The organism is Pseudomonas sp. TE3786 (genome assembly GCF_054057335.1).
Window position 1 is genome coordinate 156,874 of record NZ_JBSRZF010000009.1, and the last position, 18,048, is coordinate 174,921.

Here is an 18,048-nt window from a genome sequence, read left to right on the forward strand (position 1 = left end):
CCAGCTCTGCTAGCCTCCCGGCGGTTCCAGCCAGCCCTCCCGAGACCCTGCCCATGGCCCGCAAAAAAGCCACCGTCGATTTCGAACAATCCCTTGCCGAGCTGCAGACCCTGGTCGAGCGCCTGGAGAACGGCGAGCTGTCGCTGGAGGACTCGCTGACCGCCTTCGAACAAGGCATCCGCCTGACCCGCGATTGCCAGGGTGCCCTGGCGCAGGCTGAACAGAAAGTGCAGATCCTTCTGGAGCGCGACGGCGAGCTGGAGGAAGCCCCCTTCGACGCGGACGAACACGCATGATCGCGGCGTACCAGAAAAGCTGTCAGACGCGCGTCGACGCCAAGCTCGACGAACTGTTCCAAGCACCGCGCGGCGAACTCTCGGTTATCTACCAAGCCATGCGCTACAGCGTGATCAATGGCGGCAAGCGCGTACGCCCGCTGCTGGTCTACGCCGCCTGCGAAGCCCTCGGTGGCAAGGCCGAGCGCGCCGATGCGGCGGCCTGCGCGGTGGAGCTGATCCACGCTTACTCGCTGGTTCACGACGACTTGCCGGCCATGGACGATGACGACCTGCGTCGCGGCCAACCGACTACTCACAAGGCCTTCGACGAAGCCAGCGCGATTCTCGCCGGCGACGGTCTGCAAAGCCTGGCCTTCGAGGTGCTGGCCGATGCCCGGCGCAATCCGCTGGAGGCCGAAGTACGCCTGGATATGATCAGCAGCCTGAGCCAGGCTGCCGGCCCCGCGGGCATGGTCGGCGGACAGGCCATCGACCTCGGCTCGGTCGGCCAATGGCTGGACCAGCAAGCGCTGGAAATCATGCACCGGCACAAGACCGGTGCCCTGATCGAAGCCAGCGTGCGCCTCGGTGCCCTGGCCAGTGGCGAGGCAGACAGCCTGAGCCTGCACGCCTTGCAGGAATACGCCCAGGCGGTGGGCCTGGCGTTCCAGGTGCAAGACGACATCCTCGACGTGGAAAGTGACACCGCCACCCTGGGCAAGACCCAGGGTAAGGACCAAGCCAATCACAAACCCACCTACCCTGCCCTGCTGGGCCTGGATGCGGCCAAGGCCTACGCCCTGGAACTGCGCGACCTGGCCCTGCACGCCCTGCGCCCGTTCGGTGAAGCGGCCGAGCCGCTGCGCGACCTGGCGCGCTATATCGTCGAACGCCGCAGCTGATCCACCGATAAAAAACGTAGGTTGGGCTTCGCCTGCGGCTCAACCCAACCTACGTTTCGTGGTGCGCCCACTATCACCCTCACCTCTGCCCTGCCATTCGCCCCAGCCAGCAAGCTTTCACTTGGCCTTGAGCGGTGCCTAAGCTCCACTCCCTGAGCGCTTAATAAAAACCAGGGAGTACCAATGCCCATCCGCAATCTGCTGATCGCCAACCGTGGCGAAATCGCCATTCGCATCGCCCGTGCCGCCGCCGAGCTGGATATGCGCAGCGTGGCGGTGTTTGCCGAAGACGAAGCGGCCGCCCTGCATACGCGCAAGGTCGATGTGGCGGTAGGTCTCAAGGGCCGCGGCGTCAGCGCGTATCTGGATATGGATCAACTGATTGCCATCGCCCAGGCCCAGGGCTGCGATGGGGTACACCCCGGCTATGGCTTTCTCGCGGAAAACGCCGAGTTCGCCCGGCGCTGCAAAAAAGCCGGGCTGATTTTCGTCGGCCCCAGCGCCGAGGTGCTGGAACAGTTTGGCGACAAAACCCAGGCCCGCACCCTGGCCCTGCGTTGCGGTGTGCCCTTGGCCAGCGGTACCAACCAGCCCACCAGCCTGGCCCGTGCCCAGTCGTTTATGGCCGAGCTGAATGGCGGCGCAATGATGATCAAGGCCCTGGCCGGCGGTGGCGGGCGCGGGATGCGCGCGGTATTTGCCGCCGAGGACGTGGCCGAGGCCTATGCCCGCTGCCAGTCCGAAGCCAAGGCCGCGTTCGGCAATGGCGATCTGTATGTCGAGCGCCTGATCGGCAATGCCCGGCACATCGAAGTGCAGGTGTTGGGTGACGGCGAGCAGGTGGTGCACCTGTGGGAACGCGACTGCACCCTGCAGCGGCGCAACCAGAAACTGCTGGAAATCGCCCCCAGCCCCAACCTCGACCCCACCGTGCGCGAGGCGATGTTCGCGGCCGCGCTGAAACTGGCCGGTGCCGTGGGCTACCGCACCCTGGGCACCTTCGAATTTCTGCTGGATGTGGATAACGGCGACTTTGTGTTTATGGAAGCCAACCCACGCTTGCAGGTGGAGCACACCGTCACCGAAGCCGTGACCGGTATCGACCTGGTGCAGGCGCAACTGCGCGTGGCCGGTGGCGCCAGCCTGGCCGAGTTGGGTTTGCAGCAGGCGCAGATAGCCGCGCCGCGCGGTTTTGCCGTGCAGCTGCGGATCAATCTGGAAAGCATGCAGGCCGATGGCAGCGTGCAACCGGCCGCCGGTCTGCTTAGTGCCTACGAACCACCGAGCGGTGCCGGTATTCGTGTCGATGGTTGCGGCTACAGCGGCTATGCCACCAGCAGCAGCTACGACTCGCTACTGGCCAAGCTGATCGTGCAGGCCAACGACGACTACCCGGGCGTGCTGCGCCGTGCCTACCGCGCCCTGTGCGAATTCCGCCTGGAGGGCGTGGCGAGCAATATCCACTTTCTGCAGAACCTGCTGCGCCACCCTCAGGTGCCAGCCAATCAGGTCAGCACGCGTTTTGTCGAAGAACAGATCGGCCAACTGCTCGCCCCTCAGGAGCAGGCGCACCGCCCTCTGTTTTTCCCCCAGGCCGCCGGTGCTACGCACCTGCAGCAACACATCGACACGCCGGTCGGCTGCATCGCCCTCGAAGTACCAAGCGCGGGGGTGGTGGTCAGCCTGCAGGTGCAAGTGGGCGACGCCGTAGCCGTCGGGCAGAGCATCGCCGTGCTGGAAGCGATGAAGATGGAATTCGTGATCAAGGCCGCCCACAGCGGCATCGTCCACAGCCTGGCCGTCAGCCCTGGCGAGAACCTGTTTGCCGCCCAGGCTCTGCTGTTTATCCAGCCGGCCGACGTGGCGCAGCAGCACCAGCACACGGAAGAAAGCATCGACCTCGAGCATATCCGCGCCGACCTCGCCGAAGTGCTCGAACGCAATGCCCTGACCCGCGACGAACGCCGCCCGCAGGCCGTGGCCAAACGGCGCAAAACCGGCCAGCGCACCACCCGCGAAAACCTCGATGACCTGCTCGATGACGGCAGCTTTATCGAATACGGTGCCCTGGCCCTGGCTGCCCGCCGGCGGCGCAACTCGGTGGAAGACCTGATTGTGCAGAGCCCGGCCGACGGCCTGGTCAGCGGCATTGGCACGGTGAATGCCGAACAGTTCGGTGCCGAACACAGCCGCTGCATGGCCATCGCCTACGACTACACGGTATTTGCCGGCACCCAGGGGGCAATGAACCACAAGAAAACCGATCGCATGCTGCAACTGGCCGAACAATGGCGCCTGCCCCTGGTGCTGTTTGCCGAAGGCGGTGGCGGCCGCCCGGGGGACAGCGACTTTGTCGGCGTGGCCGGGCTGGATTGCCATACCTTTATCGGCATGGCCAAGCTCTCCGGCCTGGTGCCGCTGGTGGGCGTAGTATCCGGCCGCTGCTTTGCCGGCAATGCCGCGCTACTGGGCTGCTGCGATGTGATCATCGCCACCGCCAATGCCAGCATCGGCATGGCCGGGCCGGCAATGATCGAAGGCGGCGGGCTGGGCACCTTTACCCCGGAACAGGTGGGGCCGGTCAGCGTGCAGGGTCCCAACGGCGTGATAGACGTGGAAGTGGCGGACGAAGCCGAAGCGGTGCAAGCCGCCAAGCAATATCTCTCGTACTTCCAGGGTCCCCTCAGTGACTGGCAGTGCGCCGATCAGCGCGAACTGCGTCAGCTGATCCCGGAAAACCGCCTGCGGGTTTACGACATCCGCCAGGTGATCGCCACCCTCGCCGACCAAGGCTCGGTATTGGAACTGCGCCGCAGCTTTGCGCCCGGCCTGATCACCGCTTTTATCCGCATCGAAGGCCAAGCCTTCGGCCTGCTCGCCAACAACCCTGCGCACCTGGGCGGTGCCATCGACGCAGTGGCCGGCGACAAGGCCGCGCGCTTTATGCAGCTGTGCGACGCCTTCGATATTCCGTTGGTTTCGCTGTGCGACACCCCCGGTTTTATGGTCGGCCCGGATGCCGAGAAGCAGGCCACGGTGCGCCATGTGTCGCGCATGTTCGTCACCGCGGCCAGCCTTAGCGTGCCGTTTTTCACCGTGGTGCTGCGCAAGGGTTACGGCCTTGGTGCCCAGGCCATGGCAGCGGGCAGCTTTCACTCACCGCTGTTCACCATCGCCTGGCCCAGCGCCGAGTTTGGTGCCATGGGTTTGGAGGGTGCGGTACGCCTGGGCTTCTCCAAAGAACTGGCAGCCTTGGAAGACCCCGCCGAGCGGCAAGCGCTGTTCGACAAGCTGGTGGCCAAGGCCTACCAGAGCGGCAAAGGCATCAACATGGCCAGCTTCCTGGAGATCGACGCAGTGATCGACCCGCTGGAAACCCGCAGCTGGCTGACCCGTGGCTTCAACGCCGCACCGCGTGCCGGCAAACGTGACGGCAAAAAACGCTCCTTCGTGGATACCTGGTGACCCCTATGCCTGCTTTCCAACAGCATCTGCTCGACGTCAACGGCATCACCCTCAGCATCTACAGCGTAGGCCCCGAGAGCGGCCGGCCGGTGTGGCTGCTACATGGCTTTCCCGAGTGCTGGTATTCCTGGCGCAGCCAGATGACCGCCCTGGCCAAGGCCGGCTACCGCGTCTATGCGCCAGAGATGCGCGGCTATGGCGACAGCAGCGCGCCAGAGGAAATCGAGGCCTATCAGTTACTGACCCTGTGCGCCGATATTCAAGGTGCCATGGACGCCCTTGGCCATACCGACGCCTGCGTGATCGGCCACGATTGGGGTGCCCCGGTGGCCTGGCACTTGGGCTTGCTGGAGCCCGAACGGGTCAGCGTGCTCGGTGCCATGTCGGTGCCCTTTGGCGGGCGACCGAAACGCCCGGCCATCGACATAATGCGCGAGGCCAATGCCGGACGATTCAACTACATCCTGTACTTCCAGGAACCTGGCGTGGCCGAGGCCGAGCTGGATGCCGACCTGGAGCGCAGCATGCGTCTGCTGATTGGTGGCACTGGTGAGGTGTTTCTGCAGCCAAAACCGGCTGATGCCCGTCTGCTGGATGGGGTGCCGTTGCCCAGCAGCTTTCCGCAGTGGTGCAGCGAAGCGGATTTCGCCGTGTACCGGCGCACCTTGAGTCGGCATGGGTTTCGAGGGCCGTTGAATTGGTACCGTAACTTCACGTTGAACTGGCAGAGCACTGAGTTTCTGGCTGGACGGCAGGTGTTGCAGCCGACGCTGTTTTTGCTGGGAGAAGATGACCCGGTGGGTAAGTTGGAGGCTTATACGGTGAAGAAGATGGCGGAGCTGGTGCCGCGACTGGAGCAGCATGTGCTGGGGGATTGTGGGCATTGGATTCAGAACGAGAAGGCGGAACGGGTGAATGAGTTGTTGATTGAGTTTTTGGGGCGGCATTACCCGCTGTAGCGGTAGATCAACAGCCAGATCACGAGCAAGAGCATGTTCTTTGTTGGCGGAATGAATGTCGTATGTCTGCGAAATCCTGGATCCCAGCCTGCGCTGGGATGACGATTCGGGATGACGGTGCTCGGGACGAAAACCTCCGTTATCCCGAATCGTCGGAGCGCAGCGTAGGGCCAAGGTTGGGGCAGGTACGAGCCCCCACCAAAATAACGCCAACACCAAACAAAAACCGGGCGATCAGTGACCGCCCCAGGCCCACGCCCCGACCCGCCATGCTAGCCTGTGCCCCCTTCTTCCCCGCCCCACGCCAAGACCTCATCCGCCATGTCCACATCCGGCTCACAGCTGCTCCGTCACCACGTCCCGTTCCTGAAGTTCTGGCTAGCCCGCGTCTGCACCGCCAGCGGCTTCCAGATGCTCACCGTAGCCATCGGCTGGCATATGTACCAACTCACCGGCAATGTCATGGACCTCGGCTGGGTAGGCTTGGTGGAGTTCCTGCCGCGGGTGCTGTTTATGCTGCACACCGGCCATGTCGCCGACCGTTACGACCGGCGCAAAGTGGCCGCCATCTGTCAGGCCTGCCAGGGCCTGATCGCTTTGGCCCTGGTGCTGGGCAGCACCAGCGGCGATGTCACCCGCGAGATGATTTTCGTCTTGGCCTTCCTGCTCGGCAGTACCCGCGCCTTCGAAATGCCGGCGACCCAGGCGCTGCTACCCAGCCTGGTGCCGGCAGCATTGTTTCCAGCGGCGATTGCTGCGTCGTCGTCGGCGATTCAGACCGCCACCATCGTCGCCCCGGCCCTCGGCGGGTTTCTTTATGCCTTTGGCAGCATCTGGGTGTACGCCCCGACTACCGCGCTCTATGTGCTGGCGTGCGGCCTGATGCTCAGCCTGCCGAAAAATCAGGCCAAGCTGAATCAGGAACGGCCCTCGATTCATTCGTTGCTGGCCGGCATCCGCTTTATTCGCAGCCGCCCGGATATCTTCGGTGCCATCTCCCTGGACCTGTTCGCCGTGCTGCTGGGCGGTGCCACGGCGCTGCTGCCGGTGTTCGCCAAGGACATTCTGCTCACCGGTCCCTGGGGCCTCGGCATGCTGCGTTCGGCCCCAGCGGTGGGGGCGTTGTTGATGGCGTTCTGGATTGCCCGCTTCCCGATCAAACGCAAGGTCGGCCGGGTGATGTTTATTGCCGTGGGGGTGTTCGGCGTGGCGACCATTGCCTTCGGCCTGTCGACTTCGTTCTGGTTCTCGCTGCTGGTGCTGGCGATTCTCGGCGCGGCCGACATGATCAGCATGGTGATCCGCGGTGCCTTTGTGCAGTTGGAAACCCCGGACGCCATGCGCGGCCGGGTGAGCGCGGTAAATGGCCTGTTTATCGGTGCCTCGAATCAGCTTGGCGAGTTCGAATCCGGGCTCACTGCCCACTGGCTGGGTACGGTCAATGCCGTGGTACTGGGCGGGGTCGGCACCCTGCTGGTCACTGGCACCTGGTACAAGCTGTTCCCGACCCTGGCGCAGCGCGAAACCCTCAGTGCGCCAGAGAATCGCGAACCCGACAAACAGCGCTAGGGCGGCCTGGAATCAATCGTCCCGGGTGGGCTGTACTTCAGCTGGGTGAGCGGTTGCGCCGGCGCTTTGCTCAGCGCCGGCGGTGCGAGATCCGGATCCTGGGCGGGGTCCACCAGCGGTGAATCGTTCAGGCCAAAAGGATTTGCCGCCGCGCTGGGCGTCTCTTTCGGCGAACTGCCCAGGCTGTAGCTGCTCGGTGCCTGGCTACTGAAACGGCTCGAGTTATGGCTGCCGTTGGTGGAGTACAGCAGGAAGCTAAGCAGCAGGATCACCCCCAGCACATTCCAGATATAGCCGCCTTTGCTGCCGGTCTTTCGCGCCCGCGCCAGCGGCAGCAGGCCGTGCAGGTACAGGCAATACAGCAGCGCGGCGGCCGCCGTTATCACCCCCGCCAGACCAGCCAGCGCGCCCGCCTGCGCCACCCATTGGTTGACCCACAGGCCGACCAGCGCGCCGAACGTCAGACACGGAACGACATGGCGCATCACCAGCAACCCGGCACCCTGCCTGCTCAACGCCGCAGGCAGCAGCAGGTTGCTTAGCCAGCCGTCGAGCATCGCCAGGGTTCGCGACAGGTGCCGCCAGATTTCATTGCAACAGTACAGCCCCGCCGCGCCGGCCGTGGCCATGCCGAGGTACTCGCCGAGTCGCGATTGATCCGCCATGTTCAGCCCGCCTCGCGTCGGCATCGACGGTGCCGCCAACTGCACGGCGGCAAAACAGGCCAGCAGCAGCCACCACAGCCAGGCCGAGCCCACCGGCTGCGGACGCCACTGCTGCCAGTCCGGCAAGCGCTGTAGCCCGAGTTTGGCCAGCAACTCCGGGTGGCGCTGGCCAAGCAACTCGGTGAGTTCGGCGCAGGCATTCCAGGCCGCATCGCCCATGCGGTCGATCAGGCGACGGCGCCTACCCGAGCCCAGATCCTTAAGCAGCAGCCAGGCGGCCTGATCGCCGAACAACACCGGCTTTTTCTGCGTCAGTTGCTGCTGCAAACGGTGCAGCAGATGTTGCCCCTGCAAGCGGTGCAGCAAGGCGCGCCACAGTGGGTTGCTTTCCATTTGGTAGTCGTCGGCGCGCAGTTCCAGACGCCGGCATAGACCATCGAAGAAGCCCGGCGACCAATCGGTGTTGCCGGTCAGCCAGCTCAGCAGGCGCTGCTGCAGCCATTCACGGCGGTCCAGGCTATCGAGCCAGGGGGCGCTCAGCAGCTGTTCGACCTGGTCCAGCGCCGCCGCCTCATAGCGGGCTGCCAGCAAGTGCTCCAGGCGGGCGAACTGCCAGCGCAACAGGCGCTCGGCCAATAGCTGCAGAAACGAACGGGGCAAGATGGGCGACTGCCAGGGCAACAGCCAATCGAAGCGCACCAGCGCCCATTGGGTGATCGCCTCGGCCTCGGCATGTTCGCTCAGGCACAGCTGCAACAGGCGATGTTCGAAGAGCGCCTGGCAGTTGTGTTGTCGGGCGCTGTTCAAGCTGTCGTCGAGGTTGGCTGTGGTGAGCTGGGCGAGCAGTTCCTGCACCCGCTGTTCTTGCTCTTCGATCTGCGCAGACGCAGCAACCGGCGCTTCGACGAGACTCAGATCGCCCTCCTCATCCGCCGTCTGCTCGCGTGCCTCGGCCATGGCCTGTTCATAGGCTTCGCGCAGCTGCTGAAAAGCGGCCGGATCGTCGTCAGGCCGGGTGACCTTCAACAGCGCGGCGTACTGGCGGCGGATATCCCGTTCGCTGCTGTCGCGTTCAAGCTTGAGCACCTGCCAACAAGAGGGCTTACTCATCGCCCCTGAAACCCTTGTTCGAGGTCATGCAGGCGCTGGCTGACATCCGCGCGACCCACCCGTATCTGGCGCTCATCCTGGGTTTCCAGCAGCTGCTGGAACTGCCCGGCCAGCTGCCCGACGTACTCGCGCATCTCCCCCAGGCTCTCCTGATACAGGCGCTCCAGACGCGCCAGCAGCACGGTATTGACCTGTTCTTCACGGGGGTGGATTTTCAGGCTTTGCAGGGCCGCCAGGCGCTGGGCAATTTCGCTCGGGCTCATCGCCCCGGGGCTGTTTTCGATCACCAGACTATGGCTTTCGCCGGTCAGCGGGATGGTCACAAAGGCTTCCAGCAGGCCATTGATGTCGTAGGTGAAACGCACATCCAGGCCCACTTCGCCGGCCGGCCGTGGCGGTACGGCAATGGCCAGTTCGCCCAGGTAGATATTGTCTTTCACCAGACGGCTCTCGCCCTGGTAGATCACCACCTTTACCTGCTTCTGCTGGTCGCCCATGGTGCAGACGTTCTGCACCCGGCTGACCGGCACCACGGTGTTGCGCTCGATGATCGGCAGATAGTGGCCGTGCTCAACGCTGTGGCCAAGCCGATTGCTCACCTCGATACCCAGGCTGTAGGGACAGACATCGGTCAGCACCACCTCTTCCAGCGCCGCATCACGGGCCTTCAGCGCGGCCTGGATGGCGGCACCAAGGGCTACCACCTCGTCAGGGTTAAGGTGCATGGCCGGAATCCGCCCGAACAGGCCGGCGGTCAGTTTGCGTATCAACGGCATACGCGTGGTGCCGCCCACCAGCAGCACCTCGTCGAGATCGGCCGCGCGAATCCGCGCATCGCGCAGCGCCCGCTCGATGGGCGCGCGCAGGCGTTCGAGCAGTGGCAAGGCAGCTTCGTGCAGGTGCTCCTGCGTAAACACCTCGCGCCACTCCTGATTGTTCAGGCGCAGGCTGAAGGTCGCCTGCGGGTTATGCCCCAGCTCATGGCGCAGGCGCTGAGCTTCACGGCGCAGCCGGTTGCGGATGCTGGGTTGATCGGCATCGGGGAAGCCGGGCGATTTACCGTGCAGGGCAATAAAACGCTGCACCAGCACATCGTCGAAATCTTCGCCGCCGAGGAAGTTGTCGCCGGCGCTGGCGCGCACCTCCATCACCCCTTCGAACAGTTCCAGAATCGACACATCGAAGGTGCCGCCACCGAGGTCGAAGACCAGAAACGAGCTTTCTTCCTTGCGCTGCAAACCATAGGAAAGCGCCGCGGCGGTGGGCTCGTTGATGAGCTTTTCCACTTTCAGCCCGGCCAGTTCACCGGCGGTGCGAGTAGCTTTGCGCTGGGCGTCGCTGAAATAGGCCGGCACGCTGATCACCGCCTCGCTCACCGGTTCGCCATAGGCGCGCTCGACATCGGCCACCAGGCTTTTCAGCACCAGCGCCGAGAGTTCTTCGGGGCGAAAGTGACGGCTACCCAACTGGATTTCGCGGTTGCTGCCCATATAGCGCTTGAATAGCGCGGTGGTCAGTTGCGGGTGGGTTTGCAGGCGTTCGCGGGCGGCCTCACCGACCAGGATCTGGCCCTGATCATCCAGCCCGACCACGCTGGGGGTGAGAAAACCGCCGAGGGCGTTGGCCACCAGTAGCGGCTGATCAGCGCGCCAGACGGCGACAAGACTGTTGGTAGTGCCCAAATCGATGCCGACGATCATGCTGCCCTGTGCTCCTAGCCTTGTTTCAACGACCTTCCCTATCTGCGCTGAACAGTAGAACCGGCACCCCTGCGGCGTAAAGCCATCGTGCTAAAAAAAGCCCAGCCAGCGGCGTGGCCCGGCCGCCCGCGTTGCCTTTCATCGGCAAAATCATCGACCGGCCCGGTGCCACCCAGCCGCGCCGCAGCGCCCGCCATTACAGCGCTTCGCTGCCAACCGGGCAAACCCGGCGCAGCCCGCACCAGCCCTGGCCGGGCCGTGCTTGACGCGTTGCGTTGGAATCATTGGGGGCAATTGCAGTCGGAACTTTGTCCCGCCAACTCGCTTAGCACCCTTAGCATTCCCGTTGGCAACCCTGATTTCGCGAGGAGGCCCTGTGACTTTCAGCATCCCCAATGCCGCCACCGGCAAACGTAAACGACTGCGCCAGAGCATCACCCAGACCACGGCATTGCTGTCATTGCTGGCCGCCGGTCAACTCTGGGCGTTCAGCCTGGATGACGTGGCGGAGAAGGCCAAAGCCCTGGCCGCGCAGAAGTATGTGGTGCCCAAGAGCAACCTGCCCAGCGAATTCAGCGAGATGAAGTTTGCGGATTATCAGAAGATCCGCTTTCGCAGCGAAAAGGCCGAATGGCAGAACCTGCAAACGCCATTCAAGCTGTCGTTCTATCACCAGGGCATGCACTTCAATACGCCGGTGAAGATCAACGAAGTCACCGCCACCACCGTCAGTGAAATCAAGTACGACCCCAGCCGCTTCGATTTCGGCGACCTCCACTTCGACGCCAAAGCCACCGAGCAATTGGGCTACGCCGGCTTTCGCGTGCTCTACCCGATCAATAAGGCCGACAAGCAGGACGAGATCATGACCCTGCTCGGTGCCAGCTATTTCCGTGTGGTGGGCAAGGGGCAAACCTATGGCCTGTCGGCACGCGGCATGGCCATCGACACGGCACTGCCTTCAGGTGAAGAGTTTCCCCATTTCAGTGAGTTCTGGATCGAGCGGCCCAAGCCCGGTGAAAAGCAGTTGGTGATCTACGCCCTGCTGGATTCACCGCGCGCCACCGGTGCCTATCGCCTGGTGCTGCGCCCCGGCACCGATTCGGTGGTGGATGTGAAAACCCGTATGTACCTGCGCGAGAACGTCGCCCAGCTGGGCGTGGCACCACTGACCAGCATGTTTCTGTTCGGTGCCAACCAGCCGCCGAAAACCCTCAACTATCGTCGTGAGCTGCATGACTCCAGCGGCCTGTCGATTCATGCCGGCAACGATGAGTGGATCTGGCGTCCGCTGAACAACCCGAAACACCTGGGTGTGAGCAGCTTTGACGTGGAGAATCCGAAAGGCTTCGGCCTGCTGCAGCGCGGCCGCGATTTCTCCCATTACGAAGATTTGGATGACCGCTATGACCAGCGCCCCAGCGCCTGGATCGAACCCCAGGGCGACTGGGGCAAGGGCACGGTCAATCTGGTGGAAATTCCCACGGCGGATGAAACCAACGACAACATCGTCGCCTTCTGGAAACCAGCCTCGCTGCCGGAGGCCGGGCAGCCCATCGATTTCAGCTACCGCCTGCACTGGAGCGCCGATGAAGCATCGCTGGGATCGCAAGAGTTGGCCTCGGTTAAACAGACCCTGCGCTCCACCGGCGATGTGAAGCAGTCCAACCTGATCCGTGAGCCCGATGGCAGCATCGCCTACCTGGTCGATTTCGCAGGTCCGGCCTTGAAAGCGTTGCTGGAAGACGCGCCGGTGCGCAGTGAAATCAGCCTGGATGACAACGCCAAGCTGATGGAAAACAACGTGCGCTACAACCCCGAAACCCAGGGCTGGCGCCTGACCCTGCGCTTCAAGGTGAAAGACCCGAGCAAGCCGGTGGAAATGCGTGCGGCACTGGTCAAAGACCTGCCGGTGGAAGTGCCCGCCGCCGTGGATGAAGAGCAACCCAAGGCGGCACCAGCACCAGCACCAGCGCCTGCCGCGCCGGTCGAGGCCAGCGCGTCGGCCACGCCTATTGCCGCTGCGCCGGTGCCAGCCAGCGACGTGCCCCCACCGCCGCCACCGCCCGTGCAGGTGCTGAGCGAAACCTGGAGCAACCAGTTGCCCGCCGATGAATAAGCCAGCCGCCATTACCGTGCGCGAATACTTGGCCCATCTGCCGCTGAGCGAAGAGCAGCGCGCCGAGTTGAGTGGCAGTCGTTCGTTGCTGGAAGTGCATCGGCGTCTGGCCGCGCAGCCGGTGGCGGATAACCAGGCGGCGGTGCAGGCCTCGGTGGCGCAGCGCCTGACTTTGCTGAGCACCGATGCGCAGATGCTCGACAACGATGCCGAGGGTCGCGTGCGCCTCAAGGCCACGCCGCCGATCAAGCGCACCCGGGTAGTTCCCGAGCCCTGGCGAACCAATGTGCTGGTGCGTATGTGGCGCAATCTGCGCGGCAAAGGCAACCCGCCGGCAGCGCCGAAACGCGAGCTACCCTCGGCGCGCTGGCGGCATGTCGGCTCCCTTCGCCGCTATATTCTGCTGGTGCTGATGCTGGGCCAAACGCTGGTGGCTGGCTGGTATATGAAAGGCATCATGCCCTACCAGGGCTGGGCGTTTTTCGATTGGCAGGAAGTGCGCCAGCAAACCCTGCTGCAGACCGCTACCCAAGTGCTGCCGTATTTCCTGCAAGGCAGCATTCTGCTGCTGTTCGGCATTCTGTTCTGCTGGGTATCGGCCGGCTTCTGGACCGCGCTGATGGGCTTTCTCGAGCTGCTTACCGGGCGCGACAAGTACCGTATCTCCGGTGCCAGTGCCGGCAATGAGCCGATTGCTGACGAAGCACGCACCGCTATCGTTATGCCGATCTGCAACGAGGATGTGGCGCGAGTGTTTGCCGGGCTGCGGGCCACCTATGAATCGGTGGCGGCGACGGGCGAGCTCGCGCATTTCGATTTTTTTGTGTTGAGCGACAGCAATGACGCCGACATCGCCGTGGCCGAGCAGCAGGCCTGGCTGGATCTGTGTCGCGAAACCCAGGGCTTCGGGCGGATCTTCTACCGTCGTCGCCGTCGTCGGGTAAAACGCAAAAGCGGCAACCTCGATGATTTCTGCCGCCGCTGGGGCAGTGAGTACCGCTATATGGTGGTACTGGATGCCGACAGCGTGATGAGCGGCGAATGCCTGACCAGCCTGGTGCGCTTGATGGAAGCCACGCCGGATGCCGGGATTATCCAGACCGCGCCACGCGCCTCCGGCATGAACAGCCTGTATGCGCGCATCCAGCAGTTTGCCACCCGCGTCTACGGCCCGCTGTTCACCGCCGGCCTGCACTTCTGGCAACTGGGTGAATCGCACTATTGGGGCCATAACGCGATCATCCGCATGCAGCCCTTTATCGAGCACTGCGCCCTGGCACCGCTGCCGGGCAAGGGTGCGTTTGCCGGGGCGATTCTGTCCCATGATTTTGTCGAAGCCGCGCTGATGCGCCGTGCCGGCTGGGGCGTGTGGATTGCCTACGACCTGCCGGGCAGCTACGAAGAGTTGCCGCCCAATCTGCTTGATGAGCTCAAGCGCGACCGCCGCTGGTGCCACGGCAACCTGATGAACTTCCGTCTGTTTATGGTCAAGGGCATGCACCCGGTGCACCGCGCGGTGTTTCTGACCGGGGTGATGTCCTATCTGTCGGCACCGCTGTGGTTCTTTTTTCTGCTGTTATCCACAGCCCTGCTGGCGACCAATACGCTGATGGAGCCGCAGTATTTTATGGAGCCGCGCCAGCTCTACCCACTGTGGCCGCAGTGGCATCCGGAAAAGGCCATCGCGCTGTTTTCCACCACCGTGGTGCTGCTGTTTCTGCCCAAGCTGCTGAGTGTGGTGCTGATCTGGGCCAAGGGTGCCAAGGCATTTGGCGGCAAGTTGCGGGTGACGGTTTCCATGCTATTGGAGATGCTCTTCTCCATTTTGCTGGCACCGGTGCGCATGCTGTTCCATACCCGCTTTGTGCTGGCGGCGTTTCTCGGCTGGGAAGCGGTTTGGCATTCGCCGAGTCGTGATGACGGCTCAACCAGCTGGCGCGAAGCGGCGGTACGCCATGGCCCGCAAACCCTACTGGGGGTGCTGTGGACGGCGCTGGTGGCGTGGCTGAACCCGAGCTTTCTCTGGTGGTTGGCGCCGATTGTTGGCTCGCTGATGTTGTCGATTCCGCTGTCGGTACTGTCCAGCCGGGTCGGTCTGGGCTTGCGCGCCAAGGATGAACAGCTGTTCCTGATTCCCGAGGAATACGCCCCGCCCAAAGAGCTGCTGGCCACCGACGAATACCACCACGAAAACAACTGGCATGCCCTGCATAACGGTTTTGTGCATGCGGTGGTCGACCCGAAACAGAACGCCCTGGCCTACGCCCTGGCCACGGCTCGCCACCGCCAGGCCGAACCACTGGAATGGCAGCGTAGCGAACAGATACGGCATGCCCTGAAAGTAGGGCCACAGCAGTTGGAAGGCAGTGCGCGCATGGCCCTGCTCAGCGACCCGGTGGCGATGGCGCGGTTGCATGCCGCTGTGTGGGAAGAAGAAGAGCCGGGGGCCTGGATTCAGAGCTGGCGCGAGACGATAGCCAAAGATCCCCATGCGCCGTTGTTGCCGTTGCCGGCGGTGGCGGGGAGTGCGGTGCCGGCCTGAGCCTCTCCCCCGGATTGCACGATCCGTAGGAGCGGCTTCAGCCGCGATGCTCTTGAGGTTATCGTGTGCAGGAATCGCGGCTGAAGCCGCTCCTACAGATCCCGCGAGATCTACACCAACGCCGACAACCGTACATCCGCGCCCAACACCCGCTGTAATTGCCCGTTGGCGGTAAACACCGGCACCGAGACGGTAAAGCAGAACGCGTCGGTCGCCGAAGAGCGGTACACCGGGGTGATATGGCTGCCAAGCCGTTCGGCCACGGCGCGGAACCACGGCCGTTGCGCCCAGTTGCGGCCTTTGCAGCTGGTGCCTTGAGCCAAACCTTGAGCAAACAGGTTCTCGCTCAGTTGGGTGCCGTCGCTGCCCACCAGGTAAAACAGTTCGAAACGCGGGTCGCGCTGCAGGGTCTCGCGCAGAAAATCTTCGGCACGGCCGATCTCGCCGTGCAGCGCCGCTTCCATGGCCAGACGTTCGACGCTGGCTTGTACCTCTCTGTGAATCTGCAAACGGAACGCCCCCAGACCGTCCAGCAGGCGGTCGCCGCTGCTGCGCACCGCCTGGCTATGGGTGAGCACCTGGCCGGCCTTGCTCAGCAGGTCGGCGGCGACGCCGGCAATGTTCTGCACGTCGCCATTGATGGCGTGCACGGCGATGCCGATCTGTTCGGTGCCGGCGGCGATATGGCCGACACGCTGGTCCAGCTGATCCATGGCCGCGCGGGTGTTGCGCAGGTCTTCGCCCATCCGGCTCATGCCCTCGCGACCATCGGCGACCGCGCTGTGCATATGCTGGCCGGCGGTGCCGAGCTGGGCCATGCCATCGCGAAAGCGCTCGATGATCTGACTCACCTTGCCGGTCGCCTCGGTGGTGTGTCCGGCCAGACGCCGCACTTCCTCGGCGACCACGGCAAAACCGCGCCCATGCTCCCCCGCCCGCGCCGCTTCGATGGCGGCATTAAGGGCCAGTAGATTGGTCTGCTGGGAAATGCTGGCAATCACGCCGAGCACCTGACTGACCTCTTCCAGCTGCCCCACCAGCTGCGTGATCACGCCTTCAAGCTGGGTTTCACTGGCATCGATGGCATCCACCTGGCGCAATACGGCATCGCCGGTCTGCTGACAACTGCGCAGGGTGTTCGAGACGTCTGCCGCCAGCTTGGCCACCTGCACGGCACCGGGCACCAGCTCGCGGTCCAGGGTGGTGCTGACTTCCTCGCTGGCACTGGCGATCAGCTCCGAGGCCTGGGCCAGACGTTGGCCGCTGGCCTCGGTGGCGCTGGCAATACGCGCCAGCTCCGGGGCATGGGCGGCGATATCCACCGACGCCGCCAGGCTGTCGCCCAGGCGCTGGTGCAGCGCACGGGTAAATCCGTTGAGGCGGCTGTTGATGGGCTGCAGATCGGACAGTTGACTGGTCAGGTCAAGGTTGTCCACCAGCAGGCTCAAGGCGCCGTCGTCTTCCGCGCGACGGGCTTTGGTGCGCATTAGCAACATAGTTGTGTTCTCCCTGTCAGGCCTGGGGCCGTGCAAGCACAGTGCCATTACGGCGGTGCCAGAATTGCCGGGATGTGTCGCGCTCGCTGGTGTGCAGCTGCCCGGTTTGGTCGCCTCATCTAAAGTCCGGGCCCCTTTTGGTGCGCAGCGTCTAGGCTTGAGCCAAACCCATTTCGAGGACACCCCATGCGTGTGCCCCACCTGTTGCCTCTGCTCGGCACCTTACTGCTGAGCGCCTGCATCAACGAGCCGGTCAACCAGCCCACCAGTACCATCAGTCAGGCACCGCCAAGCAATCAGGTGTACCGCAGTTTCTATATCCAGCCGGTGCGCACCCAGGGCCATCGTATCGACCTCGAAGAGCGCTTCAACACCGCCACGCAACGGGCGCTGGAAGCCAAGGGTTATGAGTTTCGGCAGAACGGTGGCGATATGCGGGTGATCTACGCCCTCGGCACCCAGCCCAAGGAAGGCATCGAGCTGCGCCCGGTGATGGGCAGCAACGGCGCGATCTATACCCAGACCGAAATGACCAATGACGAAACCGCCATGCTGGCCTTGCGCATTCTCGACAGCCGCGACCAGCGGGTGCTGTTCCAGGCGCAGATCAGCCGCCAGCTCACCGATCCGCAATTCACCCAGGAGGTGTTTGATCGGGGCGTGGCCAAGTTGCTCGAAGATTTTCCACCGCGCAAACCCTAGGGACATATTCGCAAACAGCTGATCGATTCAGCCCAACGCTGACAGTGGCTATCCTTGCTTGAATTTTCCCTGGAGCCACTGCCATGCGCCGCCTCGCCCTCTTCTCTCTGCTGTTCGCCAGCACCCTGCAAGCTGCCGAACCGATTGCCATCGATGTCTACCGCGACCCCAACTGCGGCTGCTGCAAGGCCTGGATCAGCCATTTGCAGAACAATGGCTTCAAGGTCGCCGACCATGTGGAAAACGATATGCGCGCGGTAAAAACCCGTCTTGGCGTGCCGCACCACCTGGGCAGCTGCCACACCGGGGTGATCGACGGCAAATTCGTCGAGGGTCATGTGCCGGCCGCCGACGTTCTGAAACTGCGCCAGCGTGCCGATCTGATCGGTGCCGCTGTGCCGGGCATGCCGATGGGCTCACCAGGGATGGAACAAGGCGGCATCGCTGATGCCTATGCTGTGATCGGTGTACAACGCAACGGCACCGAGCAAGTACTGACGCGCTACCCCGGCCAGTGATTTAGCAGACCGTCGGCCTGGCG

Annotated in this window: 12 protein-coding genes; 9 read left to right on the forward strand and 3 right to left on the reverse strand. The window is 63.6% G+C overall.

The genetic code is table 11. The features are described 5' to 3' along the window. Window positions 1-53: 53 nt before the first annotated feature. The 5 genes from ACVW0Y_RS12525 to ACVW0Y_RS12545 all read left to right on the forward strand — a co-directional run bounded on the left by ACVW0Y_RS12525 (window position 54) and on the right by ACVW0Y_RS12545 (window position 7,173). Window positions 54-296, forward strand: a complete 243-nt coding sequence (locus tag ACVW0Y_RS12525; RefSeq protein WP_457438659.1) for an exodeoxyribonuclease VII small subunit — start codon at window positions 54-56, stop codon at window positions 294-296. Then, complete coding sequence (gene ispA, locus ACVW0Y_RS12530; RefSeq protein WP_457438660.1) at window positions 293-1,180, forward strand: (2E,6E)-farnesyl diphosphate synthase; 888 nt, start codon at window positions 293-295, stop codon at window positions 1,178-1,180. The genes ACVW0Y_RS12525 and ispA overlap by 4 nt, the downstream gene beginning before the upstream one ends. 183 nt (window positions 1,181-1,363) lie before the next feature. Beyond that, window positions 1,364-4,645 (forward strand): carboxyl transferase domain-containing protein, encoded by a 3,282-nt coding sequence (locus tag ACVW0Y_RS12535; protein ID WP_457438661.1) that lies wholly within the window; start codon window positions 1,364-1,366, stop codon window positions 4,643-4,645. A 5-nt stretch (window positions 4,646-4,650) separates the two neighbouring features. Next, window positions 4,651-5,604, forward strand: coding sequence for an alpha/beta fold hydrolase (locus ACVW0Y_RS12540; RefSeq protein WP_457438662.1), 954 nt, complete (start codon window positions 4,651-4,653; stop codon window positions 5,602-5,604). A gap of 321 nt (window positions 5,605-5,925) precedes the next feature. Continuing rightward, window positions 5,926-7,173: an MFS transporter gene (locus ACVW0Y_RS12545; RefSeq protein ID WP_457438663.1), complete on the forward strand. Its 1,248-nt coding sequence runs from the start codon at window positions 5,926-5,928 to the stop codon at window positions 7,171-7,173. Here the strand turns inward: ACVW0Y_RS12545 and ACVW0Y_RS12550 are convergent. Further along, window positions 7,170-8,948: a J domain-containing protein gene (locus ACVW0Y_RS12550; protein ID WP_457438664.1), complete on the reverse strand. Its 1,779-nt coding sequence runs from the start codon at window positions 8,946-8,948 to the stop codon at window positions 7,170-7,172. The two genes, ACVW0Y_RS12545 and ACVW0Y_RS12550, sit on opposite strands and share 4 nt — an antisense overlap. After that, a complete protein-coding gene (locus tag ACVW0Y_RS12555) occupies window positions 8,945-10,648 on the reverse strand; it encodes an Hsp70 family protein (RefSeq protein ID WP_457438665.1) in 1,704 nt (567 codons plus the stop codon). The genes ACVW0Y_RS12550 and ACVW0Y_RS12555 overlap by 4 nt, the downstream gene beginning before the upstream one ends. A 376-nt stretch (window positions 10,649-11,024) precedes the next feature. On the opposite strand from ACVW0Y_RS12555, the gene ACVW0Y_RS12560 reads away from it, so the two are divergent. Both ACVW0Y_RS12560 and mdoH read left to right on the forward strand, forming a co-directional pair. Further along, window positions 11,025-12,767, forward strand: coding sequence for a glucan biosynthesis protein G (locus tag ACVW0Y_RS12560; RefSeq protein WP_457438666.1), 1,743 nt, complete (start codon window positions 11,025-11,027; stop codon window positions 12,765-12,767). Further along, a complete protein-coding gene (gene mdoH, locus ACVW0Y_RS12565; protein ID WP_457438667.1) occupies window positions 12,760-15,309 on the forward strand; it encodes a glucans biosynthesis glucosyltransferase MdoH in 2,550 nt (849 codons plus the stop codon). The genes ACVW0Y_RS12560 and mdoH overlap by 8 nt, the downstream gene beginning before the upstream one ends. A 110-nt stretch (window positions 15,310-15,419) precedes the next feature. On the opposite strand, the gene ACVW0Y_RS12570 is transcribed toward mdoH, so the two are convergent. Then, entirely contained in the window at window positions 15,420-16,853 is a 1,434-nt protein-coding gene (locus ACVW0Y_RS12570) for a methyl-accepting chemotaxis protein (RefSeq protein WP_457438668.1), read from the reverse strand. 138 nt (window positions 16,854-16,991) lie between these two features. Here ACVW0Y_RS12570 and ACVW0Y_RS12575 point away from each other — a divergent pair, with 138 nt between their 5' ends. Together ACVW0Y_RS12575 and ACVW0Y_RS12580 are read left to right on the forward strand one after the other, a co-directional pair. Beyond that, window positions 16,992-17,507: a DUF4136 domain-containing protein gene (locus tag ACVW0Y_RS12575; RefSeq protein WP_457438669.1), complete on the forward strand. Its 516-nt coding sequence runs from the start codon at window positions 16,992-16,994 to the stop codon at window positions 17,505-17,507. A gap of 83 nt (window positions 17,508-17,590) precedes the next feature. Continuing rightward, window positions 17,591-18,025, forward strand: coding sequence for a DUF411 domain-containing protein (locus tag ACVW0Y_RS12580; RefSeq protein ID WP_457438670.1), 435 nt, complete (start codon window positions 17,591-17,593; stop codon window positions 18,023-18,025). Window positions 18,026-18,048: the final 23 nt, after the last annotated feature.

Bases quoted from the DNA above. Each gene is read 5' to 3' on its own strand.
- ACVW0Y_RS12525 (WP_457438659.1), top strand. From the start codon at position 54: ATGGCCCGCAAAAAAGCCACCGTCGATTTCGAACAATCCCTTGCCGAG.
- ispA (WP_457438660.1), top strand. From the start codon at position 293: ATGATCGCGGCGTACCAGAAAAGCTGTCAGACGCGCGTCGACGCCAAG.
- ACVW0Y_RS12535 (WP_457438661.1), top strand. From the start codon at position 1,364: ATGCCCATCCGCAATCTGCTGATCGCCAACCGTGGCGAAATCGCCATT.
- ACVW0Y_RS12540 (WP_457438662.1), top strand. From the start codon at position 4,651: ATGCCTGCTTTCCAACAGCATCTGCTCGACGTCAACGGCATCACCCTC.
- ACVW0Y_RS12545 (WP_457438663.1), top strand. From the start codon at position 5,926: ATGTCCACATCCGGCTCACAGCTGCTCCGTCACCACGTCCCGTTCCTG.
- ACVW0Y_RS12550 (WP_457438664.1), bottom strand. From the start codon at position 8,948: ATGAGTAAGCCCTCTTGTTGGCAGGTGCTCAAGCTTGAACGCGACAGC.
- ACVW0Y_RS12555 (WP_457438665.1), bottom strand. From the start codon at position 10,648: ATGATCGTCGGCATCGATTTGGGCACTACCAACAGTCTTGTCGCCGTC.
- mdoH (WP_457438667.1), top strand. From the start codon at position 12,760: ATGAATAAGCCAGCCGCCATTACCGTGCGCGAATACTTGGCCCATCTG.
- ACVW0Y_RS12570 (WP_457438668.1), bottom strand. From the start codon at position 16,853: ATGGCACTGTGCTTGCACGGCCCCAGGCCTGACAGGGAGAACACAACT.
- ACVW0Y_RS12575 (WP_457438669.1), top strand. From the start codon at position 16,992: ATGCGTGTGCCCCACCTGTTGCCTCTGCTCGGCACCTTACTGCTGAGC.
- ACVW0Y_RS12580 (WP_457438670.1), top strand. From the start codon at position 17,591: ATGCGCCGCCTCGCCCTCTTCTCTCTGCTGTTCGCCAGCACCCTGCAA.